Consider the following 25622-nt stretch of genomic DNA (forward strand, 5'->3'; position numbering starts at 1 on the left):
CTACCGTCCCAACAGGGCATCGGCATTGCGCTCCGTTACCTTGGCAACCTCTTCTACACAGGTTCCGCGGATTTCCGCAGCAATCTTTGCAATACCCGGAATATTGGCAGGCGTATTAATCTCTTTTTTCAGCATAAACGGGCTGTCGGTTTCCAAGACGAAATCGGTGTCATTCAGGGTTTTGAGGGTTTCGCGTATTTTGCGGGCGTTCGGGTTGAGCAGCAGCGAACCGATACCGATTTTGAAACCCAATTTCGTCAACATGCGTGCTTCTTCCGCGCTGCCGGAGAAGGCGTGGACAATGCCGCCTTGGGCAAAGCCTGTCTGTTTGACGGCGGCGGCGATGTCGGCGGTGGCTTTGAGATTATGGATAATCACGCGGCGGCGCAGGGTTTGCGCGATGGCAAGCTGGTGGCTGAAAACTTGGATTTGCCGTTCGCGCTGCTGCGGCGTTTGGGTTTTATCGTAAAAGTCCAAGCCGATTTCGCCGACCCATGCCGTCGGACGCGCTTTCAATGCTTGTTCCAAATGCCGGAAATCCGGTTCGGAAACGTCTTCTGAAAACCAAGGATGGATGCCGAGCGCGATATGGATTTGACCGTGTTCGGACGGCATTTCCGACAGTTCCGCCACGCTTTGCCAATCCTGCGGACAGGTGGCGGGAACGATAAACCGCTTCACCCCAACTTTCCGCGCAGCGGTCAGGATGTGCGGCAGGTTTTCGCGTAAGGCGGGATCGGCAAGATGACAATGGGTGTCGGTGAGGTTCATCGATTTCACACTAACTTCAGCCTTACCAATTCTTTGTGAACATCTTCCGCGCCCCAGCCTTGCGATACGGCGAGGGTCATAAGCGCGGTGGCGGTTTCGAGGTTGCATTTGCCGCCGTTGATGATGCCCGAGTTGCGGAACGCGTTGCCTTGCGCGTAAACGGCAGCAGTTCTGCCTTGTCGGACTTGGCTGATGTTGAGCAACAATTTGCCTTGCCGCGTAAAGTCTTGCACGGCGCGGATGAAACCTTCGTCTGCGGGCGTGTTGCCGTGTCCGTAGCTTTGCAGGATAAGGGCTTGGGCGGGAAGCTGTCCGAGTCCGTCCGCAAGTTCTTGGACGGCAAAACCGGGGATAAGCGTACGGACGGCGATTTTCGCCTGCGGATCGGGATAGCGGATTTCGAGGCCGTCTGAAACGGCTGCTACGTCTTGGGACGGAATACGGAGATTGTGCCAACCCCGGGTTTCGTCCCATTCGGCAAGTGCGCCGAAATGCGGATTGTCGAAGCCTGCAGCGGTTTCGGTGCTGACTTTGCTGCTGCCGACGGCGGGATACAGTTTGCCGTCAAACGCGATGACGGTTTGTTTGAGCTTGAGGCTGAAGGCGGCGACGGCGGTGGAGAGGTTGCGCGGGGCATCGCTATTTTCGGCGGCGTAAGGCCATTGCGAACCGGTCAGGACGATCGGTTTGTCCAAACCTTGCAGGGCGAGCGAGAGGAGATTGGCGGTGTACGCCATGCTGTCCGTGCCGTGCAGTATCAGGATACCGTTGCATGAAGAGAGTTTGGCGGCGATGATGTCCGGCCAATCGCACCAGTGTTGCAGCGTAACGGAAGAGGAATCAATCAAGGGATTGCAGACGTGCCACTCGAAGTCGAGGCCGTCTGAAAAAGGGGAAAGGGCTTGGCTGACCAGCGCGGTATCGGGGCGCAGGCCTTCGCTGCTTTGGGTCATACCGATTGTGCCGCCCGTGTAGAGGACGAAGATTTTTTGTTTCATAGCGTTGTCGTACCGTCTGAACATTAATGATGCGGCTTATTTAACTATATTTCGCACCGTCCGGCAATTTGGCGGCGGAAGCGGCTTTCAGACGGCATTGAAATGAAAAAACACCGAAGCTGCCGATATTCCTCCTTCCCGGCGATTTGCATTTGAAAACCGGCAAACTCAAAAAGGCGCGGCAGCCGCCGAATACCGGCGGCCCTGCCTTATTGCCTGTTCCGCGCGGCTTTTTTGGCCGCCTTGGCGGCTTTGCGCTGCGCCCGCTTTTCTTTCAATTTGCTGCGGTAAAACTGAATGCGTTGGCGTTTTTTCCACCAAATCCAAGCGACAACGGCCGCACCTATACCCAAGATAACAAAAATACCCGATTGCAGGCTGTGCATTTTCGCCATCAGCCAATCGATGTTGTGCGCACCGTATTCGCCCAGATAAATCCAAATAGGGACGGAAATCAGTGCAGCCAGTCCATCCATAATGATAAAACGCAAGTATGAAACCTTGCGGCTGATACCGGCTGTAACAAATACGGCCGTTCTCAAACCGGGCAGGAAACGGGCGACAAATAAGACCCAGTTACCGTATTTGTCGAATTTTTCCTGAACCTGCTCATAACGTTTCGGCGTCATGATACGCGCAATAGGTTTGAACCTTAGGATTTTCTGCCCCCAAATTCGTCCGGCGGCGAACATGATGCCGTCCCCGACCAATACGCCGAGCATACCGACTGCAAACATAATATGCGGATTGGTATAACCCATACCCGAAATCACGCCGCCTGTTACTAAGGTCAAATCCTCGGGAATCGGCACGCCGAAACCGCAAATGACCAATACAAAAAAAACAGCCGCATAACCGTATTCGACAAAAAAGGCTTCTAAAAAAGCAAACATGGCGGATATTCCATTGTCGGAGATAAAAAGTCAGAACAAACCGAAACATTTTCTACATGAAGCAGGCATTCTATCAAAGATTATGCCGTCTGAAAGCGGAAAAAAGGCAGATTCGCGCATCCTCCGCATGTTCAGACGGCATTTAAACAGAAAACCGGCCGGTTCTGAAAACGGTTTTTCCTGATTTTGCCTAAAGGCTGCCGATGGCGGAAGCAATACGTTCCGCCCCTTCGCGCGCCCAATCGGCCTGACGCGCCTCAACCATCACTCGCACGACGGGTTCGGTTCCCGAAGCGCGCAACACGACACGCCCTTTGCCTTCGAGTTCTTTTTCCACTTCGGCCAACACGTCTTTCGAAGCTTCCTGCCATTTCTGACCTTTTTGGATGCGCACGTTAATCATAGTTTGCGGATACGGCTGCCAGTCGGCGCAAACGGTGGCGAGGTCTTGGTTCAGCGTTTTCAGCGCCGCCAAAACTTGCAGCGCGGAAATAATGCCGTCGCCGGTGTTGTGTTTGTCCATGCACAAAATATGGCCGCTGGCTTCGCCGCCGATGAGCCAGCCGCGTTGGTTCAGCTGTTCCAACACATAGCGGTCGCCGACTTTGGCGCGGCAGAAATCGACGCCCTGCTCTTTCAGGGCGATTTCCATCGCCATATTGGTCATGACCGTGCCGACCACGCCGCCGATGTTGATACCTTCTCGGGCGCGGGCTTTGGCGATGACGTAAATCAGGCTGTCGCCGTCGTAAACCTGCCCGTTTTTATCGACCATCATCAGGCGGTCGCCGTCGCCGTCCAGCGCGATGCCGTAGTCTGCCTCGTTTTGCAACACGGCGGCTTGGAGGGTTTTGGTATGGGTTGCGCCGCATTTTTCATTGATATTGTAGCCGTTAGGTTCGTTGCCGATGCTGACGACTTGTGCGCCCAGTTCGTGAAACACTTTGGGTGCGACGCTGTAAGCCGCGCCGTTGGCGGTATCGATAACCAACTTCAAACCCCGAAGGTCGGAATGGCTGGGAAAGGTGGATTTGCAAAATTCGATATAGCGGTCGTCCGCACCACTGATGCGGCGTGCGCGCCCGAGGCGTGCAGAAGGCTGGGTTTTCATTTCTTCGTCGATTTTGGCTTCGATTTCCAACTCGATTTCATCGGAAAGCTTCACGCCGCCCTCGGCAAAGAATTTAATGCCGTTGTCGGAATAGGCATTGTGCGACGCGGAAATCATCACACCGGCGGATAAACGCAGCGCACGGGTCAGATAAGCCACGCCGGGCGTAGGCAGCGGACCGGTTTGGATAACGTTGACACCTGCGGCGGTAAAACCCGCCACCAAAGCGGCCTCCAGCATATAGCCGGAAATCCGCGTATCCTTGCCGATTAAAACAGTCGGTTTCTGGTCGGTGTCGTGCTGCACCAGCACCTGCCCCGCCGCATAGCCGAGTTTCAATACAAAATCGGGCGTAATCGGAAACTGCCCGACTTCGCCGCGCACGCCGTCCGTGCCGAAATATTTTTTTGCCATGTGTTGCTCCGAGAATGTGAACCGTTGTCCGAGATTATACAGTCAGTTTGTGCCTTGCTGTCTGCACCGTTGATGCCGTCTGAAGCCGCCCCGTCCTTTTCAGACGGCATGAAGTATGTGAACCGCTCTTTACAGATTGATGCCCAACGCTTCCCACGCCTTCAACGCATCCGCCGTCGCCTTCACATCATGCACCCGCACGATTTGCGCGCCGCGCGCTACGGAAGCCAACGCTGCCGCCACGCTGCCGTGTACGCGTTCCGCCGCATTTGCCTCGCCGGTCAGTTCGCCTATCATGGTTTTGCGCGACACACCGATCAGCAGCGGCAAACCGGTTTCCGCCATCAATTCGGGCAAATGCCGCATCAGTGCGATATTGTGTTGCAAGGTTTTGCCGAAGCCGAAACCGGGGTCAAGCACGATGCGTTGCGGGGCGATGCCTGCCGCGATGCATTCCGCCGCCCGCGCTTTCAAATACCGCGCCACTTCACCGACAACATCCTGATATTTCGGATTAATCTGCATGTTTTCAGGCACACCCTGCATGTGCATCAGGCAAATGCCCGTATCCGCCTGACACGCCAGCAATTCGACCGCGCCTTCGTCGGTCAACGCCGCCACATCGTTAATAATATCGATGCCACCGAGTGCCAACGCTTTTTCCATAATCACCGTGCGGCGCGTGTCCAAACTGACGGGAACGCCCCACCCTGCCACTTCCGCCAATACAGACTCAACCCGCGCCCATTCTTCTTCAGGCGAAACATAACCCGCACCCGGCCGCGTCGATTCGCCGCCGATGTCGAGAATGTCCGCGCCCTCTTTCAAAAGCCGTTCGGCATGCGCCAAAGCTGTTTGGGCGTTTTGCGAATACGCGCCGCCGTCGGGCAAAGAATCGGGCGTGAGATTCACGACACCCATGATTTTCGGTTTGTCCAAACCGATTTCAAACCGTCCTGCCTGCCAAACGCATCCGACCATATCCGTGCCTCCGGAATAAAAAGCAAATTATATACCGTCTGAACAAAACTTGTCCGTTTCAGACGGCATCAGTATTTCAAAAAAGTATCTTGCAGAATCCGCCGCCGTATGAAACATACACTGCCCCTGCAAACGCGGCAACGCCCACGATACCTGATCCGGCGGTATGCCTGCTTATGGGCATTACCCCTTTATACAAGATAATCCGCCCGCACAAAATAGGATTGCCACAAGCCGTGTTATACTGTGGCGTGTTTTACAGACTTTTCAGGCTATGGATTTATTATCGGTCTTCCACAAATACCGTCTAAAATATGCGGTAGCCGTGCTGACGATACTGCTTTTGGCGGCAATCGGGCTGCACGCTTCCGTATATCGCATCTTCACACCTGAAAACATCCGAAGCCGCCTCCAACAAAGCATTGCCCATACGCACCGGAAAATCTCGTTTGATGCGGATATACAGCGCAGGCTTCTGCCCCGGCCGACCGTCATCCTGAAAAACCTGACCATTACCGAACCCGGCAGCAACCGGACTGCCGTTTCCATCAAAGAAACCAAAATCGGATTGAGCTGGAAAAATCTGTGGTCGGATCAGATACAGGTTGAAAAATGGGTGGTTTCGGGTGCGGAACTTGCCCTGACGCGCGACGAGAAAGGCGTTTGGAACATCCAAGACCTGATCGACAACCCAAAACGCAAAGCCTCGGTAAACCGCATCATTATCGAAAACAGCACCGTCCACCTCGACTTCCTGCAAGAGCGGTTTACCCTGAAGGAAGTCCACCTCAACCTGCAATCCCCCGTTTCATCGGGACAACAGTTTGAAAGTTCGGGCACACTGACCGGCGAAAACCTGTCTGCCTCATGGAAAAGCAAAGGGCTTTTCATTTCAGACGGCATCAATCCGCCCGAAATCTCACCGTTCCATTTCGAAGCCGAGACCGCTCTAAACGGGCATGGCATTACCGTTTCCACCACCGGCAACCCCACTATCCGTTTTAACGCTGGCGGAGCGGATGCGGCCAACCTCGGCCTGCGTGCCGACACCGCCTTCCACAACCTCCACCTGACCGCCCAAATCCCTACGCTGGCACTCAGGAACAACCGCATTAAAATTGAAACCGTCAACGGGACATTTACCGCTACCGCCGACGACGGGAATTTCCAATGGGGCGGATCGTTCAAACTCGATAAGGCCAACCTGCACTCCGGCATCGGCAACATCGGCAACGCCGAAATCTCCGGCAACGTCAAAACACCCCGCCTTCAAACCAACTTTTCCCTCGGCTCGCCATTGGTTTGGAGCCGGAACAACGGTCTGGAGGCGCCGCGCCTGCATGTATCGACCCTTCAGGATACCGTCAACCGCCTGCCGCAACCCCGTTTCATCAGCCAGCTCGACGGTTCGATGTCCATAAAAAACCTTCATCAGTGGCATGCCGAACTCAACGGTTCGTTCGACCGCCAAACCGTTGCCGCGAAATTCAGATACACACATGAAGATGCACCGCACCTGGAAGCCGCCGTCGCACTGCAAAAATTGAACCTGACCCCCTATCTTGACGACGTGCGGCAACAAAACGGCAAAATATTTCCCGACACCCTCGGCAGGCTGTCCGGAGATATCGAGGCCCACCTTAAAATCGGCAATGTCCAACTTCCCGGCCTGCAACTGGACGATATGGAAACCTATCTCCATGCCGACAAAGGCCATATCGCGCTCAGCCGTTTCAAGTCAGGGCTTTACGGCGGCCATACCGAAGGCGGCATCAGCATCGCCAACACTCGCCCCGCCACTTACCGCCTGCAACAGAATGCAAGCAACATCCAAATCCAACCGCTGCTGCAAGACCTGTTCGGCTTCCACAGCTTCAGCGGCAACGGCGATGCGGTCATCGACCTGACCGCGAGCGGCGAAACCCGAAAAGAGCTTATCCGCTCGCTTCAAGGCAGCCTGTCGCTGAATATTTCCAATGGCGCGTGGCACGGTATCGACATGGACAATATCCTGAAAAACGGCATTTCGGGCAAAACTGCCGACAGTGCCGCACCCAGCACACCCTTCCACCGATTCACGCTCAACAGCGAAATTTCAGACGGCATCAGCCGCCACATCGATACCGAACTCTTCTCCGACAGCCTCTATGTTACCAGCAACGGCTATACCAATCTGGATACGCAGGAATTGTCTGAAGATGTCCTTATCCGCAACGCCGTCCATCCGAAAAACAAACCGATTCCCCTGAAAATCACCGGTACCGTGGACAAGCCGTCCATTACCGTCGATTACGGCAGGCTGACCGGCGGCATCAATTCGCGCAAAGAGAAACAGAAAATCCTCGAAGACACCCTGCTGGAACAATGGCAGTGGCTCAAACCTAAAGAACCGTAAATACCCTGCGTACAAAAATGCCGTCTGAAACGCCCCCGCGCTTCAGACGGCATGACTTTTCCGACCGACCGTACCACATCGGAAACACAAGCCCCATATCTGTTTGGCTTGGTGTCGGCTGGCAATGCCTCCATTTGTATTTTCGTCAACCCGCAGCGATTTTTCGTTGCCGCATCAAAAACAAAGTATGTCGGTTATATTTCACGACAGGGCATAGGCTGCCCATACTGAAAAGGCAAGCAAGAACGCGAACCAAAACCAACCGCCTATCGATTCGCCCATATCGGCAGAAAACGTCCGCCAATCCAAACATTCCGTGTTTCCATAATCTTCGACACGAAACAGACCCAAGCTCAAAACCGGCACAACAATACGTGCGGTCCGATGGAAAAAACGGCTTGGTTCCGCAAACGGGAATGCCGAACACATCAGCTCGAGTATCCAGTCCGCCACCTCCGCCAAAATCCTGACCGCCCATTTGAACAGTTCGTCCATGTGTCTTCCCCCCATGCCATCCTAAAAACCGGCCCAACCGACAAAAAACCAGCCACCAGCCGAATATCGACGACGCCGCAAGCAGTGCGGCGAACACCGACCATGCCGAGACCGCCATCTTCCGCCGCAGCGACACGCGCCGCACATTCCGCCAGCCACCTCGTTTCCAGGCGTGGTACAGGATTTTCAGCCGCCGCAATCCGTAACGGACAAAATCACAGCTTGCCGCAAAAGCCCAGCCACTACGCCCAACAAATCCGCCGACATACGCCTTTCCCAACCGTTTCCAAACAGACAAACAGAACGCGTCTGTCCCGCCAGACAATCGCCTTTCAGACGGCATCGGCTGCCTCGAAATTGCCATCCCAACACAAAACCACACAGGCAACACACAAATGCCGTCTGAAAATCCAAACGGCGGCATAGCAATGCCGCCCTGCAACCGTAGGGCGGCATTGCGTATCAAACTAACTTTCAATATATTGATTTAAAATAAAAAATACTCAGTTATCATCATTCTCGCCAGCGCGGGAATGACGACACGAGGAATCCTATTTGAATCTACTATAAGCCGAGTTCCCCCCAAATCTCATCAATCTTCGCTGTAACCGCAGGGTCTTTTTTAATCACCCGTCCCCATTCGCGGTCGGTTTCGCCCGGCCATTTGTTGGTCGCATCCAAACCCATTTTGCCGCCGAGTCCGCTAACGGGGCTGGCGAAGTCAAGATAATCGATGGGCGTGTTTTCCACTAAAACGGTGTCGCGCACGGGGTCCATGCGCGTGGTTACCGCCCAGATGACTTCTTTCCAGTCGCGCACGTCCACATCGTCATCCACCACAATGATGAATTTGGTGTACATAAACTGGCGCAGGAACGACCAGCAGCCCATCATCACGCGCTTGGCGTGTCCGGCGTACTGTTTTTTCATGCTGACCACCGCCATGCGGTAGGAGCAGCCTTCGGGCGGCAGGTAAAAATCGGTGATTTCGGGGAACTGCTTTTGCAAAAGCGGTACGAACACTTCGTTCAACGCCACGCCCAAAACGGCAGGCTCATCGGGCGGTTTGCCCGTGTAGGTCGAATGGTAAATCGGGTTTTCGCGCATGGTGATGCGTTCGACCGTGAACACAGGGAAATGATCCTGCTCGTTGTAATAGCCCGTGTGGTCGCCGTATGGACCTTCCAACGCGGTTTCGTTTGGATGGATGACGCCTTCCAACACGATTTCTGCGCGGGCAGGCACTTGCAAATCGTTGCCGATACATTTCACCAGTTCTGTCCGCGAACCGCGCAGCAGTCCGGCAAACTGGTATTCGCTCAAGGTATCGGGAACGGGCGTTACCGCACCCAAAATGGTGGCAGGGTCGCAGCCAAGCACGACAGCGACGGGATACGGCGTATCGGGATTGAGTTTGCGGAATTCCTGATAATCCAACGCGCCGCCACGATGCGACAGCCAGCGCATAATCAGCTTGTTTTTGCCGATGAGTTGCTGGCGGTAAATACCGAGATTTTGGCGTTTTTTGTGTGGCCCGCGGGTGACAGTCAAGCCCCACGTTACCAGCGGCGCAACGTCTTCCGGCCAGCAATGCTGAATCGGAAGTTGATACAAATCAACGTCTTCGCCTTCCCATACGATTTCCTGACACGGCGCGTTTTTCACCACGTTCGGCGCCATGCTCCAAATGTCTTTCAGCAGCGGCAGTTTGGAAAACGCATCTTTGATGCCTTTGGGCGGTTCGGGTTCTTTCAAATACGCCAGCGTCTGCCCGATTTCACGCAGCTTGGACACGCTGTCCGCGCCCATCCCCATCGCCACACGTTCGGGCGTGCCGAACAGGTTTGCCAACACGGGATAATCATAGCGCGTACCGTCGGGCTTAATCGGGTTTTCAAACAACAACGCCGGCCCTTCGGCGCGCAGCACGCGGTCGGCAATTTCGGTCATTTCCAAATGCGGGGAAACGGGATGGGTAATACGCTTGAGTTTACCCTGCTGCTCGAGCATGGCGATGAAGTCGCGTAGGTCTTTGTATTTCATGTTGATCCTTATTTGAGGCCGTCTGAAAACCAAATTTTGGATTTCAGACGGCCTGAATCATATATTGCAATATGGTTTTGGGCATTCGCTGTTTTCAGCAAAAACCAATATTCATCATATGGGTTGTGAATGCTGAACTTCCAGCCCTTGTAACCGAAATCTATCCACGTTTCGCCTGTAATCGTATCAGACACGAAGGCAGTAGGCATTCCGCCGAAGTGGACAATTTGCTCAATAGCGGACAGATTTACAACAGTTGTAGGAAAAGGCAGGAAACATCAAGTATGGTTTCGTTCAAGAAAGGAATATTTACCTTTTTGTCCTTAGTAATCCGATCCAAATACCGCATCTATCCTTACCTGCGCTTCAGCGTATTCTATGCCTTGGTAAAAGTCGCGTACCAGCGGATGTTCGTCGCTTTGATGGAGTTGCAGCAGAGGGCGTTGGTTATTGGACTGTGTAACGACATTACAATGCAGACCGAAGGTGTTGGTTTCATATGGTGGCAGCCAGTTGCATATCATACCGAAATAAACAACGTTTTCTGGATTATCATGGAAGTGGCTTTTATAATCATTAAAACTCTTTTCGCTGACAGATACCCATACGCCGTATTCCAACGTTTCCTCATGTCCGATAATGGGGATATGCAGCACCGTGCGGATAAAGCGGTCAGTTTGGTCGGGATAACGGATGATGCAGAAATCAGAATCGCATTCCGCTTGATAAGCAATGCGTTCTTCTTCACTGAGTTGATTATAGGGATAGGGGGCGGTAAAGCCAATTGCGGGCATATCTTCATGTTTTTCGCCGCAGGAAGTGCAAGTGTGCATAAGGTTTCAGACTTTCAAAACGAGTTTGCGGTAAAGCCATTCGCCGGCAAACAATATCCCCATCAATACATAGGCAATCACGCCTGTATAAACCGCCCACCAATCATATCGCCCCAACCGGGCCAACAAAGCGGCAAGCGTCCCGTTGATTATAAAAAATACGCACCAAACCTGCGTTACCCGGCGGGTATAGCGCACGGCTTTTTCAGGCAGGTCGGGCTGTTGCAGCCGCGCAAGTTTTTCAATCACCGTCTGCCCGGCAAACAGGCTTCCCCCGAACACCGCCAACATCATCAGATTGACGAGGACGGGATACCAATACATCGAATCGTGCCGCCCGAACACCAATACTGCGGCAAAAAACAGTGTAATAAACAAAGCCGCATAACGCTGTTGGGGCAGTTTGGCAGTCAGGGCGCGCAGCAGCCACAACCCGCACATCGCCGCCGCCAGCCAGACAAACCACCCTGCCTCCCTGCCGTAATACCACAAAGCGGGATAGGCAATACTCGATACGGTCAGAAAAATATGTCCGAAAAAACCGAGTTTCATTTTGAATCCGCACAAACGTTTTCAGACGGCATCCGATAAAAACATGCCGTCTGAAAAATAATTAGAAATACCCGATTAGCCAGCCTGAATCTTCAATACCGCCTGTACTACGTCGTTGACGGTGCGGACATTGCGGAAATCTTCAGCTTGCAGCTTGCGGCCGGTTTCACGCTTGATACGGTCAATCAAATCGATGGCATCGATACTGTCGATTTCTAAATCTTCGTAAAGATTGGTATCGGGCGTAATCCGTTCCGGTTCGATTTCAAACAACTCGGTCAGGGTATCGCGCAACAACCGGTAGATTTCTTGTTCGGTCATATGTTTCATCCTTATGCTTGACGGTTTTTGACAAAAGCGGCGAGTGTTTTGACATTGGCAAAATGTTCGCGCAAGTTGTCCTGCTCACCGTCCAGGCGGAAACCGAAATGTTTTTGTACCGCCAAGCCTAATTCCAGCGCATCGACGGAATCCAAGCCCAACCCCCCGTCGCCGAACAGCGCGTCTTCGCTGCCGATGTCGGCAGCGGTTATATCCTCCAAAGCCAAACTGTCGATAATCAGTTGCTTGATTTGGTTTTCCAAGTCGTTCATATGGTTTTCCTTGTAAAATAGTCCTGCAGATATTCATTCAGCCGCCGCGCCGCAATCGGCAACGGTTTCTCGGCGAGCCAGTCTTGGGGGAGGATGTCGTCTCCGACAGTAATTTCATACCGTATCCTTTTCGGGGGGATGCGGTACCACGGCTGTCCTTTTTTAAAATTGGGCGGATTCATTTTGATACATACAGGCGTAATCACTTCGGCATACCGCAGTCCCAAAGAAACCGCGCCCCGGTTCATCTTGACCCGTCCGTCCCACCCCGTTCTCGTTCCTTCGGGGAACACCAGCAGGCTCTGCCCGCTGTCAAAAACCGCCTTTACCATTTCCAGCATTGCTTCCGACTCTTCGTTCGGAATATAGCCCGCACCTTTAATCTGGCTGCTCATTGCCGGATTGTGCTGCAAATCTTTTTTCACGATGCAGTTCATTTCGGGCACATGACCGACAAGCAGCACCACATCCAGCAAAGACGGATGGTTTGCCAAAATCAACTGGCCCGGGCGGTTGAGTTTTTCAACCCCCCTGAACGATACCTCCAACACGCCCGACCATTTCAAATAAGCAACGAACAAACGCCAAGATGTTCCAATAATCCGGCGCGCCGCCAATTGGCGAGCGACAGACTCTGAAGTGCCGTTTAAAGTGTAAGGCAGCAAAACCAATTTCATCATAATGCCGCCGACACCGAAAATCACGAATCCCAACCAAGTCGCCAAAAAACGGCGGCAATAATCCAATTTATCCATTCCGCTGCCACAGCCATTCACGATTGCGATATACCCGGCGGCATTCCCGACTGCCGTTCAGCAGAAAACGCACCCATTCCAAACCGCTCCAATATGCCTCGGGCAGCATACCGGCTTCAGACGGCATATCGTCCGAAGCAGACAAAGTCAGGCTGTAACGCGTCCCTTTGGTCAGAACCATCGCCAAAGCATAAGCAAACGGCGCGCGCGTTGCCGATACGGCATATCCTTCCGGCAGCGGATCGTCCGCCGCCAAAACCAAAACCGACCCGCATCCCTCTTCCAACAGGGACGCCGCTTCCGCCAATGTCGTTTCCACACCGTCGGCACACACGGCCAATGCCGTCTGCTCGCTCATATCCTGACGCAATATCGACCATTGCCCCGCCGTTGCATTGTGCACCGACAAACCGAACGAAGTCGGCGACACGGTATGCGATTTCAACAGTTCCAACCACAAATCGAAACTGCGCGCCATTTCCCCGTCGTGCGAGGCATAAACTACCGGACTGCCGGGATGGGCGGAGGCAATGTCCCAAGCCGCGTCGCATACCAAACGCGCCGCCTTACTCAAACGGCGGCGCTGCATAGCGGGCAGGAACGGCAATTCCGGCCTGACATCGGGCAAACCGTCGGCAAAATCCGGACATTCCGCCCATTTTGCCCACTGGGCCATATCGCGCATTTTGCTGCCCGAAACCCGCCAGTCGGCGATGTCGAAGTGGAACCGGCAAATAATCGGCGGCATAGTTTCTTTCAAAAATTTACACTGTGCCACATTCTAACCAAAGCCTATCTGCCTGACAATGCCGAAAGCCAAACGCATTTCTGCCCCCTTTCTCCGACAACGCCGCCTCTCGGCAAACCGCCGGAATTAGCCTGAATTTACATTTATCATTATAATGCCCGTATTTGCCAGCCTGCCGCCGCAATATATGGACACACTGCCAGAATGCCCGATTACCGACACCGCCTCCCTGCTGCCGCACAGCGGGCGTATGGTTCTGATAGACCGCATTACCCGATACGGCGATGATTTTGTCGAAGCAGGGGCGCAGATAAAACCCGACCACATCCTGCTGGTCGGCGGCATACTGCCCTACACGGCATTTATCGAACTGATGGCGCAGGCTGTCGGCGCATATGCCGGCATCCAAGCCCGAAAAAACGCACGGCCGGTCCGGCTCGGCTTCCTGCTCGGCACGCGCAAACTTGAAATCTTCGCCCAATCCGTCCCTGTCGGCACGCATCTGCTGGCAACGGCGCATATGTCTATTCAAGATGCCGGGGGAATGGGCGTGTTCGACTGCGAACTGCGTTGGACGGACGCACCAAAAACTTCGTCCGAAACACTCCCTTCAGACGGCATTTTGGCACGCGCCTCATTGAACGTGTACAGTCCCGAACACCCTGTCGAAATAACTTAATGCCGTCTGAACAGGCACACACATACGGAGAACAACCATGACCGAAACCGTCCTGATTACCGGCTCAAACAGAGGCATAGGCAAAGCTGTCGCACTCAGTTTGGCAGAAGACGGCTTTGATATCATCGTCCATTGCCGCAGCCGCCGCGATGAAGCCGAAGCCGTAGCGGAAGAAATCCGCGCTTTGGGCAGACAGGCAAGGGTGTTGCAGTTTGACGTGTCTGACCGCGCAGCCTGCCGCGATATTTTGACTACCGACATCGAAGCAAACGGCGCGTATTACGGCGTGGTGTTGAACGCCGGACTGACGCGCGACAATGCCTTCCCCGCGTTTTCAGACGACGATTGGGATTTGGTGCTGCGAACTAATTTGGACGGTTTTTATAATGTATTGCACCCGTTGACCATGCCGATGATACGCCGCCGCAAAGCCGGGCGGATTGTGTGCATGGCGTCGGTGTCCGGCTTGACGGGCAACCGCGGGCAGGTCAATTACAGCGCGTCTAAGGCGGGCTTAATCGGTGCGGCGAAAGCCTTGGCGGTCGAACTGGCGAAACGCAAAATCACCGTCAACTGCGTGGCGCCGGGTTTGATCGATACGGACATTGTCGATGAAAATGTACCCGTCGAAGAAATTTTGAAAGCCGTCCCCGCAGCGCGTATGGGACTGCCGGAAGAAGTGGCGCACGCGGTGCGCTTTTTGATGGATGAAAAAGCGGCGTACATCACGCGCCAGGTGATTGCGGTGAACGGAGGTTTGTGTTGAATACCAGAAGGGTCGCAGTAACAGGCATAGGCGGCATTACCGCCTTCGGCCGGGATTGGCAAAGCATACAGGCAGCATTCAAAGCCGAAAAAAACGCCGTCAAATATATGGATTGGCACGAACGTTTCCCCGAATTGGAAGCGCAACTGGGTGCGCCGATTGAGGATTACGCGCCGCCGAAACATTGGACGCGCAAGCAGCTCAGAAGTATGGGGCGCGTGTCGTACCTGTGCGTCGATGCGGCGGAGCAGGCTTTGACGGATGCCGGTTTGCTCGGGGACGAAAGCATTACCGACGGACGGATGGGCGTTGCCTGCGGCTCTTCCAGCGGCAGCACCAAAGACATCGGCGATGTGGGCGAATTGTTGCTGACCGGCACGTCGCGCAACTTCAGTGCCAACACCTATGTACGTATGATGCCGCACACCACCGCCGCCAATATCGGCATCTTTTTCGGGCTGAAAGGGCGCATCATCCCGACATCGAGCGCGTGTTCGTCCGGCAGCCAAGGCATAGGTTATGCCTACGAAGCCATCAAATACGGGCTGACCGATATGATGTTGGCGGGCGGCGGCGAAGAATTTTGCCCGTCCGAAGTTTATGTTTTCGACTCGCTTTATGCCGCCAGCCGCCGCAACGGCGAACCGGAAAAAACTCCGCGCCCATACGACGTAAACCGCGACGGGCTGGTCATCGGCGAAGGCGCGGGGATTTTCGTGTTGGAAGAATTGGAACACGCCAAACGGCGCGGTGCGAAAATTTACGCCGAACTCGTCGGCTACGGTGCCAACAGCGACGGCAGCCACGTTACCCAGCCGCAAAAAGACACGATGCAGAAATGTATGGAACTCGCGCTGCAAGACGCGGGCATCACGCCTGACAAAATCGGTTATGTGAACGGGCACGGCACAGCAACCGAAAAAGGCGATATCGCCGAAACGCTGGCGACTGAAGCCGTGTTCGGATTTGTGCCCATCAGTTCGCAAAAAAGCTATTTGGGACACACGCTCGGCGCGTGCGGCGCGCTGGAGGCGTGGTTCTCGATTGAAATGATGAACGGCGGCTGGTTTGCGCCTACCCTAAATTTAAACAACATCGATCCGCGCTGCGGCAAGGCGGACTATATTTTAAGCGGCGGACGTGAAATCCAAACCGATTACGTGATGAGCAACAATTTTGCCTTCGGCGGCGTGAATACCTCGCTGGTGTTCAAACGTTGGAAGGACGGATAAAGCCGCATAATCCGATTACATCATATTGATTCAAAACGGAATAAAACAACAAACTGCCGCTTTCAGACTTCCTTGCCGCCTATCCGCTCGATATGGCAAACCGTCCGGACGGCATCCGTTCCGCAATATTGCCACGCCAATTCGGCAGCTCCGCGCCACACGCAGGCGACAACCGCGTCGCCGCACCAGATTGCGCTGACGGCGTGCCAACCGGCCCCGCCATCCGCACGCAAGCCGCAAACTGCCGAACCGTCGGTCAGATAACCGACTTTCGCCATATCTTGCGGAAAACCCAAACCGCAGGCTTTAAGCAGTGCTTCCTTAATGCACCACAGGCGGTAAAAAGCCTCTGCCTGCCAACCGGAACGTGCCAAAAAAACCCGTTCTTCAGGGGAACAAACCCATTCGGCAAGTGCCTGAAAATTGCGCGGACGAACCGTTTCAATATCGACGCCGCAAACCGTGCCGCCGCCGCAGACCAAAACCGCCGCCCGCCCTTTGCTGTGCGAAAGCGAACATATCTTGCCGCCCTGCTGCTTCAGGAAGCGGCTGACCCGCCAATCCGTCCGCCCTGCCAATTTCGGTGCGCGCAGCAAACGCGCCCTGTCTGCATCGTCCAGACAGGATTCCCGATAAGCGGCAGCGGCCGACGCATCGGCAAGGCGGCACTGCAATACTGTTTTTTTATCCGGCACGACACCCTCCGTTCTGCCATTTGGAATATATGACCCGAATGTTTGACATCAACTTCTCCGACAATACGCCGATTGCCCTCGACCCGCTATGGACCCGCGCCGATTTTATACGTACGGTACACACCCTGTCGTTAAAATTAAAGCAAAACAACATCCGTTCGGCGGCATTGTGGTTTGACGATGCCGCGCTGTTCGCAACCGCATTGCTTGCCGTTTGGAATAGCGGAGGCAAAGCCCTGCTGCTGCCGAATACCGCGCCCGGAAACCTGACTTGGGCGAAATCCGCACAAATCCTGCTGACCGACACCGATATTGTTTCAGACGGCATCAGCGTTTGGCAAATACTGGATCCTTGCGGCGGTATGCCATCTGAAAGCCGCATACCGAAAGCATTGGACATCCTGCCCGAATCAGAAGTGCATTTGCGTACTTCGGGTTCCGGCGGGGAAGCCAAGACAATCGTCAAAACCGCCGCGCAAATCGAATCGGAAGCCCGCGCGCTGGCTGCGGCAATTCCGTTCGGACGCGGCAAAACCGCCGTCCTCGGCAGCGTATCGCCGCAACATATGTACGGACTGACCTTCCGCTTCGCGCTTCCGCTGCTGACGGGGTGGGCGATGATCCGCAGGCAAAACGCCTATCCCGAACTGCTGCTGTCGGCAAGCCTGAACGTGCCGTCCGATTATCAAAATGTCTGGATTGCCAGCCCCGCCCTGCTCAACCGTTTCGGCGAAAATCGGGATTGGGCGGCGTTAAACGGAAGGATGGCCGGCATCGTTTCCGCAGGCGGGGAACTCCCACCGGAAACCGCCGCCCTGTTGGAACAATATGCGGTACGCCCTTATGAAGTTTACGGCAGTACGGAAACCGGCATCATTGCATCCCGCCAAAAACAAAGCTTGTGGCAGCCGTTTCCCGATGTTGCCGTCCGCAATACCGGCAAATCGGTGGAAATCTCTTCGCCGTGGACAAACGGCGTGCAATACATTGCCGATTGCATCGAAACACACGAAGACGGTTTTGCCCTGCTGGGCAGGCAGGACAGGATAATCAAATTGGCAGACAAACGCATTTCGCTCAACCAAATCGAACACGAATTACTGAAACACCCTTGGATTGCCGACGCACATTGCGCCCTGCATCCGGAACACGGGCGCATTGCCGTTTGGGCGGCACTCGATACGGAAGGCATCACGGCGTGGCTGGAACAGGGGCGCACCGCCGTTATCGCCGCACTCAAGCAACACCTTGCCCAAACGCAAGACACGGCCGCCCTGCCGCGCTACTGGCGTTTTACAGACCGTCTGCCGCGCAACGGACAAGGGAAAATTACCGCAGCGGACTTTCAGACGGCATTGGCAGAACCCGCCGCGCCGCAATGGCACACCTTGCCGCCCGAAGGAAACCGGTTGCGCTATCAAACCCGCGTACCGCCGGATTTACCCTATTTCGGCGGACATTTTTCCACCTTTCCACTCGTCCCCGGCGCAGTCGAATTGGAATGGGTACGCCGGCTTGCCGCACGGCACCCCTTCGGCAGGCAAAACATTATCCGCATCGAAAACCTGAAATACCAACAGTTTATCCGCCCGTATGACGACATTTCCGTAGAACTCGGATACGATGCCGATAAAAACAAACTGTCGTTTACCATCCGAAAACAAGATGCCGCCTGCGCCTCGGGGAAACTGGTATTCGACGCGCCGCAGGACAGCCCCAACCCAACCGCAAGGGAAGAACGATGAACCGCCTTCGCACAGGCAAATAAGATTACCGCCTTACCTTAATATAAATATGAACATCCTCGCCCTCATCCCCCATTACAACCACCCGGCAACCGTCGGCGCGGTCGCGCGCGGCCTGCGCGCCTGCGGTTTGGACGTGTTGGTCGTGGACGACTGCTCCCGCCCCGACTGCATACCCGTTTTAGAAAATCTGGCTTCAGACGGCATCCGCGTCATCCGCCGCACAAGCAACGGCGGCAAAGGCGCGGCAGTACGCACAGGTTTCGAGGCGGCGGCGGAGCTGGGATACAGCCACGTCCTACAAATCGATGCCGACGGCCAACACTGTTTGGACGACGTGCCGAAGTTCGTCCGTGCCGCGCAACTCAATCCCGAAGCCCTCATCTGCGGTCAGCCGCAATACGGCGGCGACGCGCCCAAATCCCGATTGTACGGGCGCAAAATTACCGACTTTTGGAATATGATTCACACCTGGTCGTCCGATATTAAAGACGGTATGTGCGGCTTCCGCCTTTATCCGTTGCCGCCTGCGTTGGCGGTCATACGCGGAGAATACGTCGGCAACCGTATGGACTTCGACATCGAAATCCTGATCCGGCTATATTGGCGCGGCATCAAAACCGTTTGGATACCCACGCCCGTCCGTTACGCCGCAGACGGCATTTCCCACTTCCGCGCCCTTGCCGACAACATCCTTATCAGCCAAATGCACACACGGCTGTTTTTCGGTATGCTCAAATGGCGTTGGCGCATCTTGAAAGGCATATTCCGATGAACGGCGCATCCCGACACTGGGCGGAACAAAACGAACGCGGCAACCGCCTGTTCCTCAAGCTGACGGCGGTAATTGTCCGTTATCTGCCCCCTTTTTTAATGAAACCGTGTATTTGGTTTGTCGTCCTATATTTTTACCTGACCTCGCCTCGGGCGCGGAAAAACCTCCATACCTACCAAAACCGCCTGCGGCATACCTTTCCCGACGCTATGCCGTCTGAAAACCGCATATTCGCGCAGTTTTTGGCATTCGGCGAAGCCGTTTGCGACCGGTTTGCCGTATGGCAGCGCAAAATACGTTACGAAGACTTGATTATCGAAGACCCCGACAACCTGACCGCCGCCATGTATCAAAACGGGCGCGGACAGATTTTTGCCTGTTCGCACCTGGGCAATACGGAAATCTGCCGCGCACTGGTTTCCCACCACCGGAATTTCAAACTCAACGTCCTCGTACATAGCCGCCACGCACAAATGTTCAACGAAGCCCTGCAACAGGCGGGCGCGGACAAAATCCAACTGATACAGGTAAGCGACTTGGACGCATCACTGATGATGACGCTTAACCGGCGCATTGAAGCAGGGGAATGGTTGGCAATCGCCGCCGACCGCATTCCCGTCCGGGGCGAAAAAACCGTAACCGTCGATTTTTTGCAACACCGCACCGAAATACCGCAAGGTGCGTGGATTCTGGCATCGCTGCTGAAAACCAAGGTCAACGCGCTGTTTTGCATCAAACAGGAGGACGGACGCTACCGCCTGAAACTTCGCCCTATGACCGACACATCGGATTGGACGCGGTCAGAACGCACGCAAAAAATCAAAGAATCCGCGCAACATTTCGCCCGCATTTTAGAAGAAGAATGCTGTCTGAATCCGCTGCAATGGTTCAATTTTTACGACTTTTGGCACACGGAGCACCATCCCTGATGAACAAAAAACACATTTTCTGCCGCCACAGCCACACCGTCCGAGTCCCGTTTTTCGATGTCGATCCGATGCAGATCGTCTGGCACGGCAACTACGTCAAATACCTCGAAGTCGCACGCTGCGCCTTCCTTGAAAGCATAGGCTACGGCTACGGTGAAATGGGCAGGCGGGGCTTCAGTTGGCCCATCGTCAAAATGGACTTGAAATACATACGCCCCGCACGGTTCGGACAAACCATCCGCATCGATATGGCAATCGTCGAAATCGACACTTGCCTGCGTATCGACTACACTTTGTCCGATGAGCAAACCGGCGAAAAACTGACCCGCGCATCGACCACGCAGGCGGCAGTATCCTTGGAAACCGGAGAAACACAGTTCCAAACGCCGGAAAGCTGGCTCGAAGCCATACGAAGTCATCCGACTTTTCAAGCCGCATAAGCCACCGTCCGTTTTCAGACGGCATTTTTACCCATTATTGCCACACCGACAGACAACCATGAAAAAATACCTGCTTGCCGCACTCCTTGCCGCAACCGCCCTTTCCGCCTCGGCATTTTCCACCGTCGAACTGACCCGGATACTGCAAAAACCCGACAACATCCAAGGCAGTTTTATCCAATACCGCCATCTGAAATCCCTATCCAAACCGATGGCTACAACCGGAAAATTCGTACTGATGCCCAAACGCGGGCTGCTCTGGCAGATGCAGAAACCGTTTGCCGCCGTCCTCCGCGTCCGTTCAGACGGCATCAGCCAATGGAACGGTAAAGGCTGGATAATGCCCGACACCGGAAAATTTTCCGGGCAAAGCAGGCAAATCAAACTCTTTCTCGACCTGCTCGGCGGCGATACGCAAGGGCTGGAAAAACAGTTCGATCTGAAACTCGAAGGTTCGGCACAAAAATGGACGCTGCAACTCACACCGAAAACCCTGCTGATGAAACAAATCTTCAAGCATATCGACATCAGCGGGGACAGCGTCGTCCGCCGTATCGAACTGCACGAAAAACAAGGCGATAAAACCGATATGCAGTTTAACGGCATAAGCGTCGGCAACCCTCTGGACGAATTTGCCAAACAATCACTCTGACACCGTCCGAACCGCCATGATCCGCCTGATTTACACCCTGCTGATGTCTGCACTTGCCGTCTTTGTCTGTTACAGCATGACAACGCGCGCCTGGCTGCAGACCGACCTGACCGAACTGCTGCCCCAAAGCAGCCAGAATACCATTTTGCAGGCGGCGGAACGCGCCAGCGACGCACAAATCAACAGTCAAATCATCCTGCTGGCGGGCAGCCCCCGACCCGAAACCGCATTTCAGACGGCATCGGAAATCGCCTCCTTATGGCAGCAAAGCGGGATATTTTCCGAAGTAAACAGCCAAATCAGCCCCGATCTTGCACAAATCCGCCAAGACATCGGCAGAATCAGCTTGGCCGTCCTGCCCGAAGCCCAACGGCGTTTGCTGACCGAAAAACCCGCCGATTATTTCCGCCAACGCGCCGAAGATGCCGCCAACCCGTTTGCCGTATCCCCCCTGCCCTTAGATGAGGACTGGCTGGGTTTCGGGCGTTTCGTTGCCGGCAAAATCAATCCCCAAACCCGTCTGCAATGGCATCCCGAAAACGGTATGCTGTTCAACGAAGACAACGGAAAAACCTGGGTTTGGATACGCGCCAAGCTGCCCGACAACGCCCTGCCTCAAGATGCCTTGGGTCATTTGTTCCAAAAAACACAGACATTGGCATCCGGCAGGCACGCCGAAATCCTGACCGGGGGCGGCGCACTTTTTGCAGCAGCCGCCAAAGCCGATGCCGAAAAAGAAAGCCGGATAATGGGTTTTGCCGGCATAACCCTGACCGTAACCCTCATATTGTGGGTTTTCCGCAGCGCACGCACTTTTTGGCTGCTGCTGCCGTCTGCCGCAGGCATGCTGGCGGGCTTGGCGGCAGCTCTGGCGGTATTCGGACATATTCACGCCCTGACGCTGGTTATCGGTACGAGCCTGATCGGGATGCTGGTCGATTTCCCGCTGCACTGGCTGACCCCGTCGGTATTCTCATCATGGCAGGCGAAACCGGCGATGAAACAGGTATTGCCCACCTTTGCCGTCAGTCTGCTGATTACCGTTTCGGGATACGCGCTGCTTTGGTTCACACCTTTGCCGGTTTTACAGCAAACCGCCGTTTTCTCCGGCTTTTCGCTGCTGGGCGCATTCGGCGCGACCATCTGCTGGCTACCGCCCCTGTTTGCCCGTTATCAGGCAAAACCCGTACCTTTTGCCGCCTTAAGTGCCGCGCTCGGCAAACACATCCAAAAACAACTTCCCCCGTCCTTCACTTATCCCGCAGCAGTTTTCCTGATGGTTTTCGCCGCCGTCGGACTGTGGCGCAGCAACTGGCACGACGACATCCGCCAATGGGTGAATATGCCGCCCGGACTGTTGTCGCAAATACAAAAAATCGGCACATTGGGCGGAACCGATTTCAGCGGTCAATATCTGGTTGCCGAAGCCGCAAGCGAAGACGCGCTGCTGTTAAAAAATGCCGAGTTGCGCCGCGCCCTCGCCCCCCTGATTCGACAAGGCAAACTGAACGGTATCCAATCGCTGGATCAGTTCATCCTGCCGGCAGCCGAACAAAACCGCCTGAAACAACATTTGCGAGCGATTGCAGACAAACCCGGCAACTACCGCGCCCTGCACGAACTGGGCATTCCCGAAGACACGCTGAAATCCGCCCTGCTGCAAGCGGCCGACACGCCCGCCATCACGCTTTCAGACGGCATCGCCCTGCCTCTGGCACAAGCTTGGAAACCCCTGTATCTCGGCCAAGTCGAACCGCATCGTTATGCCTCGGTTATCCGCCTGAACGGCATGACCGAACCGGAAACCGTCCGCAAAACGGCGGAAACCGTCCCGGGAATCAAATGGGCGGACAAGCGCGGCAGGCTCAACGACCTGTTCCGCCATACACGCAATCAGGCGGCTTGGCTGAAATTGTCGTCTTACCTGTTGGCATGGCTGCTGCTGTGGCGGCTGTTTGGCGCGCGGCAGGGCGGAAAAATCCTCGCCGTACCCGTCGCTGCCGCCATCGGCACTGTTGCCGTATTGGGTTGGCTGGGCATTCCCGTCAGCCTGTTTGCCATGTTCGGATTGCTGCTGGTTTCCGCCATCGGCATCGATTATGCCGTTTACGCGCTCAATGCCGGACACAGCACCGATGCGCGGCTGGGCGGTATGCTGCTTGCCGCGCTCACGACCGGCATCTCCTTCGCCATACTTGCCTTCAGCAGCACACCGGCCGTCGCCGCATTCGGCATAACCGTCGGCATCGGGGTCATATTGAACCTGTGGCTGGCGGCACGGCTGATGTACTCGGTCCCGGATACGCAACATCCACACCGTTAACCGCCCTGCCGCCGTTTCCGCTTCAGACGGCATTTTTGAAAGGAACTTATGCGCCCGACCACGACCCTGCTTGCCATATTGACCGCAAAACTGCTCGCCGCCTGCGCCCCATACACCCTACCCGTCCCCCAAACCCAACCACGTCTTGTCGAAGACGTACAATGGTTCAAATGGGAACGCTACAATAAGGGGCAAGAACCCGTGCAAACCGGCATACTGGCGGCCGAACAGCTTGAAGACGGCATCCGGTTTGTACAAACCGACATATTGGGCGCACCGGTTTCACGCCAGACTATCAACAGCGGAGGCTGGCAAAATGACGGGTTCGTGATGCCCAATATGCCGTCTCGTCGCCTGTTTGCCGCACTGCTCCCGCTGATAACCGCCGAAAATGCCGCGCCCCCTTATCCCGGCCTCAAACAGGCAGGCGGCGGCGCATCCTTCTGCAAAGAAGGAACATTGTTCCGCTACCGCAATCGGGACATATGGTGCGTCAACCATACCGGCGGGCAATTTTTGATTACCCTACCCGACCAAACCAGCTGGTCGGTTACACCGATTGAACCATTATGAACATACCTGTTTACCTCGGAAGCCCTGCACTCACCAGCGCATTGGGTAGCGGACTGCACACCCACATCGATGCCCTGCTGTCCCCTTCTTCCAAACCGGCACTGACATTTTCATCCGATTGGGTTGACGGCAAAAACCTTGCCTTCGGTATGGTAAAAGAAACCCTGCGCCCCTTTTCAGACGGCACGCCCGCACACTGCCGCAGCCGCACCAACCGGCTGCTTTGGCACACGCTCGAACAAATCGAACCGCAAATCCACGCCGCCATACAACGATACGGCGCAAACCGGATTGCCGTCGTCATCGGCACATCCACCGGCGGCGCGGACGAAAACATCCCGATGTTCCGACAGGCAGTACAGGGAAAAGCCTGGCAAGACCTCACGTTCAACCAATGCCAACACCTTATGAACGCGCCTGCCGATTTCATTGCCGATGCTTACGGGCTGAACGGCCTGCGTTACGTCGTTTCCACCGCCTGCACTTCCGGCGCGCGCGCATTAATCAGTGCCGCACGCCTGCTTCGCGCCGGTATGTGCGATGCCGTCATCTGCGGCGGCGCGGACACACTCTCGCCGCTGACCGTCAACGGATTCGCCTCACTGGAAGTCTTGTCCCCAAACATTGCCAACCCTTTCTCCGCCAACCGCGACGGCATCAATATCGGCGAAGGCGCAGCCGTATTCATCATGACGCGCGATGCGGATTTTTCCGGCAGTATGCGGCTTCTGGGTTACGGCGCAAGCAGCGATGCCTACCATATTTCCACGCCGCGCCCCGACGCTCAAGGCGCAATTCTTGCCTTTCAGACGGCATTGCAACACGCAAACCTTGCGTCCGAAGACATCGGCTGGATTAACCTGCACGGCACCGGGACGCACCACAACGACAGTATGGAAAGCCGTGCCGTTGCAGCGGTTTTCGGCAACAATACGCCCTGCACGTCCACCAAACCGCAAACCGGACACACGCTGGGCGCGGCGGGCGCAATCGAAGCCGCGTTCGCGTGGGGCATTGCCGACCGGCAAAGCAATCCCGAAGGAAAACTTCCGCCCCAGCTTTGGGACGGGCAGAACGACCCCGACCTGCCCGCCATTAACCTGACCGGCAGCGGCAGCCGCTGGGAAACCGAAAAACGCATTGCCGCCAGCTCGTCATTTGCCTTCGGGGGAAGCAACTGCGTTTTACTCATCGGATGAAATAAGTTTGTCAATCCCACCGCTATGCTATA

The 25622-nt window shown here is 55.1% G+C and carries 27 protein-coding genes; 13 read left to right on the forward strand and 14 right to left on the reverse strand.

Translation table 11 applies throughout. The annotated features are described in order from the left end of the window. The 5 genes from Q3O12_RS07450 to folP all read right to left on the reverse strand — a co-directional run bounded on the left by Q3O12_RS07450 (position 1) and on the right by folP (position 5168). Positions 1 to 771: a TatD family hydrolase gene (locus Q3O12_RS07450; RefSeq protein WP_301669907.1), complete on the reverse strand. Its 771-nt coding sequence runs from the start codon at positions 769 to 771 to the stop codon at positions 1 to 3. A gap of 5 nt (positions 772 to 776) precedes the next feature. Further along, positions 777 to 1769, reverse strand: a complete 993-nt coding sequence (locus Q3O12_RS07455) for an asparaginase (RefSeq protein ID WP_301669908.1) — start codon at positions 1767 to 1769, stop codon at positions 777 to 779. A gap of 209 nt (positions 1770 to 1978) precedes the next feature. Beyond that, a complete protein-coding gene (locus tag Q3O12_RS07460; protein ID WP_301669909.1) occupies positions 1979 to 2662 on the reverse strand; it encodes a DedA family protein in 684 nt (227 codons plus the stop codon). 190 nt (positions 2663 to 2852) lie between these two features. Then, positions 2853 to 4187 carry a phosphoglucosamine mutase gene (glmM, locus tag Q3O12_RS07465; RefSeq protein WP_301669910.1) on the reverse strand — a complete coding sequence of 445 codons (1335 nt, stop codon included), beginning with the start codon at positions 4185 to 4187 and terminating at the stop codon, positions 2853 to 2855. 129 nt (positions 4188 to 4316) lie between these two features. Further along, positions 4317 to 5168, reverse strand: coding sequence for a dihydropteroate synthase (folP, locus tag Q3O12_RS07470; protein ID WP_301669911.1), 852 nt, complete (start codon positions 5166 to 5168; stop codon positions 4317 to 4319). Between the two features lie 274 nt (positions 5169 to 5442). On the opposite strand from folP, the gene Q3O12_RS07475 reads away from it, so the two are divergent. Continuing rightward, entirely contained in the window at positions 5443 to 7563 is a 2121-nt protein-coding gene (locus Q3O12_RS07475; protein WP_301669912.1) for an AsmA family protein, read from the forward strand. A gap of 201 nt (positions 7564 to 7764) precedes the next feature. Here Q3O12_RS07475 and Q3O12_RS07480 read toward each other — a convergent pair whose 3' ends face one another. Next, positions 7765 to 8058, reverse strand: a complete 294-nt coding sequence (locus Q3O12_RS07480) for a hypothetical protein (protein WP_039854657.1) — start codon at positions 8056 to 8058, stop codon at positions 7765 to 7767. A 102-nt stretch (positions 8059 to 8160) separates the two neighbouring features. On the opposite strand from Q3O12_RS07480, the gene Q3O12_RS07485 reads away from it, so the two are divergent. Continuing rightward, on the forward strand, positions 8161 to 8484 hold the full coding sequence (locus Q3O12_RS07485; protein ID WP_301669913.1) for a hypothetical protein: 324 nt from the start codon (positions 8161 to 8163) through the stop codon (positions 8482 to 8484). Between the two features lie 138 nt (positions 8485 to 8622). On the opposite strand, the gene ubiD is transcribed toward Q3O12_RS07485, so the two are convergent. The 7 genes from ubiD to Q3O12_RS07520 all read right to left on the reverse strand — a co-directional run bounded on the left by ubiD (position 8623) and on the right by Q3O12_RS07520 (position 13582). Then, positions 8623 to 10101 carry a 4-hydroxy-3-polyprenylbenzoate decarboxylase gene (gene ubiD, locus Q3O12_RS07490; RefSeq protein ID WP_301669914.1) on the reverse strand — a complete coding sequence of 493 codons (1479 nt, stop codon included), beginning with the start codon at positions 10099 to 10101 and terminating at the stop codon, positions 8623 to 8625. Positions 10102 to 10424: 323 nt separating this feature from the next. Continuing rightward, positions 10425 to 10934, reverse strand: a complete 510-nt coding sequence (locus Q3O12_RS07495; RefSeq protein ID WP_301669915.1) for a DUF2199 domain-containing protein — start codon at positions 10932 to 10934, stop codon at positions 10425 to 10427. Between the two features lie 6 nt (positions 10935 to 10940). Continuing rightward, positions 10941 to 11486 (reverse strand): COG4648 family protein, encoded by a 546-nt coding sequence (locus Q3O12_RS07500; RefSeq protein ID WP_301669916.1) that lies wholly within the window; start codon positions 11484 to 11486, stop codon positions 10941 to 10943. Positions 11487 to 11561: 75 nt separating this feature from the next. Continuing rightward, the gene (locus tag Q3O12_RS07505; RefSeq protein WP_002222119.1) at positions 11562 to 11807 is read right to left on the reverse strand and encodes an acyl carrier protein; all 246 of its coding nucleotides are present in this window, start codon (positions 11805 to 11807) and stop codon (positions 11562 to 11564) included. 11 nt (positions 11808 to 11818) lie between these two features. Continuing rightward, complete coding sequence (locus tag Q3O12_RS07510; protein WP_107997182.1) at positions 11819 to 12079, reverse strand: phosphopantetheine-binding protein; 261 nt, start codon at positions 12077 to 12079, stop codon at positions 11819 to 11821. After that, positions 12076 to 12834 carry a lysophospholipid acyltransferase family protein gene (locus tag Q3O12_RS07515; protein WP_301669917.1) on the reverse strand — a complete coding sequence of 253 codons (759 nt, stop codon included), beginning with the start codon at positions 12832 to 12834 and terminating at the stop codon, positions 12076 to 12078. The genes Q3O12_RS07510 and Q3O12_RS07515 overlap by 4 nt, the downstream gene beginning before the upstream one ends. Beyond that, positions 12827 to 13582 (reverse strand): beta-ketoacyl synthase chain length factor, encoded by a 756-nt coding sequence (locus Q3O12_RS07520; RefSeq protein WP_301669918.1) that lies wholly within the window; start codon positions 13580 to 13582, stop codon positions 12827 to 12829. Before Q3O12_RS07520 ends, Q3O12_RS07515 begins: the two co-directional genes overlap by 8 nt. 154 nt (positions 13583 to 13736) lie before the next feature. Here Q3O12_RS07520 and Q3O12_RS07525 point away from each other — a divergent pair, with 154 nt between their 5' ends. From Q3O12_RS07525 to Q3O12_RS07535, 3 genes are read left to right on the forward strand one after another with little or no spacing between them, the layout of a single operon-like run. After that, the gene (locus Q3O12_RS07525) at positions 13737 to 14261 is read left to right on the forward strand and encodes a hotdog family protein (protein WP_301669919.1); all 525 of its coding nucleotides are present in this window, start codon (positions 13737 to 13739) and stop codon (positions 14259 to 14261) included. Positions 14262 to 14298: 37 nt separating this feature from the next. Further along, positions 14299 to 15027, forward strand: coding sequence for a 3-oxoacyl-ACP reductase FabG (gene fabG / locus Q3O12_RS07530; protein WP_301669920.1), 729 nt, complete (start codon positions 14299 to 14301; stop codon positions 15025 to 15027). Beyond that, complete coding sequence (locus Q3O12_RS07535; RefSeq protein ID WP_301669921.1) at positions 15021 to 16259, forward strand: beta-ketoacyl-ACP synthase; 1239 nt, start codon at positions 15021 to 15023, stop codon at positions 16257 to 16259. The genes fabG and Q3O12_RS07535 overlap by 7 nt, the downstream gene beginning before the upstream one ends. A gap of 62 nt (positions 16260 to 16321) precedes the next feature. Here Q3O12_RS07535 and Q3O12_RS07540 read toward each other — a convergent pair whose 3' ends face one another. Continuing rightward, positions 16322 to 16954, reverse strand: a complete 633-nt coding sequence (locus tag Q3O12_RS07540) for a 4'-phosphopantetheinyl transferase family protein (RefSeq protein ID WP_301669922.1) — start codon at positions 16952 to 16954, stop codon at positions 16322 to 16324. A gap of 29 nt (positions 16955 to 16983) precedes the next feature. Here Q3O12_RS07540 and Q3O12_RS07545 point away from each other — a divergent pair, with 29 nt between their 5' ends. Genes Q3O12_RS07545 through Q3O12_RS07580 form a run of 8 tightly spaced genes read left to right on the forward strand, consistent with a single transcriptional unit; the run spans position 16984 to position 25590 of the window. Beyond that, complete coding sequence (locus Q3O12_RS07545; RefSeq protein ID WP_301669923.1) at positions 16984 to 18699, forward strand: ApeI family dehydratase; 1716 nt, start codon at positions 16984 to 16986, stop codon at positions 18697 to 18699. A 49-nt stretch (positions 18700 to 18748) separates the two neighbouring features. Next, positions 18749 to 19474, forward strand: coding sequence for a glycosyltransferase family 2 protein (locus Q3O12_RS07550; protein WP_301669924.1), 726 nt, complete (start codon positions 18749 to 18751; stop codon positions 19472 to 19474). Then, entirely contained in the window at positions 19471 to 20403 is a 933-nt protein-coding gene (locus Q3O12_RS07555; RefSeq protein ID WP_003750024.1) for a lysophospholipid acyltransferase family protein, read from the forward strand. The genes Q3O12_RS07550 and Q3O12_RS07555 overlap by 4 nt, the downstream gene beginning before the upstream one ends. Beyond that, positions 20403 to 20843, forward strand: a complete 441-nt coding sequence (locus Q3O12_RS07560) for an acyl-CoA thioesterase (RefSeq protein ID WP_003750022.1) — start codon at positions 20403 to 20405, stop codon at positions 20841 to 20843. Before Q3O12_RS07555 ends, Q3O12_RS07560 begins: the two co-directional genes overlap by 1 nt. A gap of 58 nt (positions 20844 to 20901) precedes the next feature. Further along, positions 20902 to 21495, forward strand: a complete 594-nt coding sequence (locus tag Q3O12_RS07565; protein ID WP_003750020.1) for an outer membrane lipoprotein carrier protein LolA — start codon at positions 20902 to 20904, stop codon at positions 21493 to 21495. 16 nt (positions 21496 to 21511) lie between these two features. Further along, positions 21512 to 23818, forward strand: coding sequence for an MMPL family transporter (locus tag Q3O12_RS07570; protein WP_301669925.1), 2307 nt, complete (start codon positions 21512 to 21514; stop codon positions 23816 to 23818). 48 nt (positions 23819 to 23866) lie between these two features. Then, complete coding sequence (locus Q3O12_RS07575) at positions 23867 to 24391, forward strand: hypothetical protein (protein WP_301669926.1); 525 nt, start codon at positions 23867 to 23869, stop codon at positions 24389 to 24391. Then, on the forward strand, positions 24388 to 25590 hold the full coding sequence (locus Q3O12_RS07580) for a beta-ketoacyl-ACP synthase (RefSeq protein ID WP_301669927.1): 1203 nt from the start codon (positions 24388 to 24390) through the stop codon (positions 25588 to 25590). The genes Q3O12_RS07575 and Q3O12_RS07580 overlap by 4 nt, the downstream gene beginning before the upstream one ends. Positions 25591 to 25622 lie beyond the last annotated feature (32 nt).

Origin of the sequence: Neisseria benedictiae (genome assembly GCF_958267435.1) — a bacterium.
GTDB classification, from domain to species: domain Bacteria; phylum Pseudomonadota; class Gammaproteobacteria; order Burkholderiales; family Neisseriaceae; genus Neisseria; species Neisseria bergeri.

Coding starts and splice junctions, on each gene's coding strand:
- Q3O12_RS07450 (WP_301669907.1), bottom strand. CDS start 771: ATGAACCTCACCGACACCCATTGTCATCTTGCCGATCCCGCCTTACGC.
- Q3O12_RS07455 (WP_301669908.1), bottom strand. CDS start 1,769: ATGAAACAAAAAATCTTCGTCCTCTACACGGGCGGCACAATCGGTATG.
- Q3O12_RS07460 (WP_301669909.1), bottom strand. CDS start 2,662: ATGTTTGCTTTTTTAGAAGCCTTTTTTGTCGAATACGGTTATGCGGCT.
- glmM (WP_301669910.1), bottom strand. CDS start 4,187: ATGGCAAAAAAATATTTCGGCACGGACGGCGTGCGCGGCGAAGTCGGG.
- folP (WP_301669911.1), bottom strand. CDS start 5,168: ATGGTCGGATGCGTTTGGCAGGCAGGACGGTTTGAAATCGGTTTGGAC.
- Q3O12_RS07475 (WP_301669912.1), top strand. CDS start 5,443: ATGGATTTATTATCGGTCTTCCACAAATACCGTCTAAAATATGCGGTA.
- Q3O12_RS07480 (WP_039854657.1), bottom strand. CDS start 8,058: ATGGACGAACTGTTCAAATGGGCGGTCAGGATTTTGGCGGAGGTGGCG.
- Q3O12_RS07485 (WP_301669913.1), top strand. CDS start 8,161: ATGCCGAGACCGCCATCTTCCGCCGCAGCGACACGCGCCGCACATTCC.
- ubiD (WP_301669914.1), bottom strand. CDS start 10,101: ATGAAATACAAAGACCTACGCGACTTCATCGCCATGCTCGAGCAGCAG.
- Q3O12_RS07495 (WP_301669915.1), bottom strand. CDS start 10,934: ATGCACACTTGCACTTCCTGCGGCGAAAAACATGAAGATATGCCCGCA.
- Q3O12_RS07500 (WP_301669916.1), bottom strand. CDS start 11,486: ATGAAACTCGGTTTTTTCGGACATATTTTTCTGACCGTATCGAGTATT.
- Q3O12_RS07505 (WP_002222119.1), bottom strand. CDS start 11,807: ATGACCGAACAAGAAATCTACCGGTTGTTGCGCGATACCCTGACCGAG.
- Q3O12_RS07510 (WP_107997182.1), bottom strand. CDS start 12,079: ATGAACGACTTGGAAAACCAAATCAAGCAACTGATTATCGACAGTTTG.
- Q3O12_RS07515 (WP_301669917.1), bottom strand. CDS start 12,834: ATGGATAAATTGGATTATTGCCGCCGTTTTTTGGCGACTTGGTTGGGA.
- Q3O12_RS07520 (WP_301669918.1), bottom strand. CDS start 13,582: ATGCCGCCGATTATTTGCCGGTTCCACTTCGACATCGCCGACTGGCGG.
- Q3O12_RS07525 (WP_301669919.1), top strand. CDS start 13,737: ATGCCCGTATTTGCCAGCCTGCCGCCGCAATATATGGACACACTGCCA.
- fabG (WP_301669920.1), top strand. CDS start 14,299: ATGACCGAAACCGTCCTGATTACCGGCTCAAACAGAGGCATAGGCAAA.
- Q3O12_RS07545 (WP_301669923.1), top strand. CDS start 16,984: ATGACCCGAATGTTTGACATCAACTTCTCCGACAATACGCCGATTGCC.
- Q3O12_RS07550 (WP_301669924.1), top strand. CDS start 18,749: ATGAACATCCTCGCCCTCATCCCCCATTACAACCACCCGGCAACCGTC.
- Q3O12_RS07555 (WP_003750024.1), top strand. CDS start 19,471: ATGAACGGCGCATCCCGACACTGGGCGGAACAAAACGAACGCGGCAAC.
- Q3O12_RS07560 (WP_003750022.1), top strand. CDS start 20,403: ATGAACAAAAAACACATTTTCTGCCGCCACAGCCACACCGTCCGAGTC.
- Q3O12_RS07565 (WP_003750020.1), top strand. CDS start 20,902: ATGAAAAAATACCTGCTTGCCGCACTCCTTGCCGCAACCGCCCTTTCC.
- Q3O12_RS07570 (WP_301669925.1), top strand. CDS start 21,512: ATGATCCGCCTGATTTACACCCTGCTGATGTCTGCACTTGCCGTCTTT.
- Q3O12_RS07575 (WP_301669926.1), top strand. CDS start 23,867: ATGCGCCCGACCACGACCCTGCTTGCCATATTGACCGCAAAACTGCTC.
- Q3O12_RS07580 (WP_301669927.1), top strand. CDS start 24,388: ATGAACATACCTGTTTACCTCGGAAGCCCTGCACTCACCAGCGCATTG.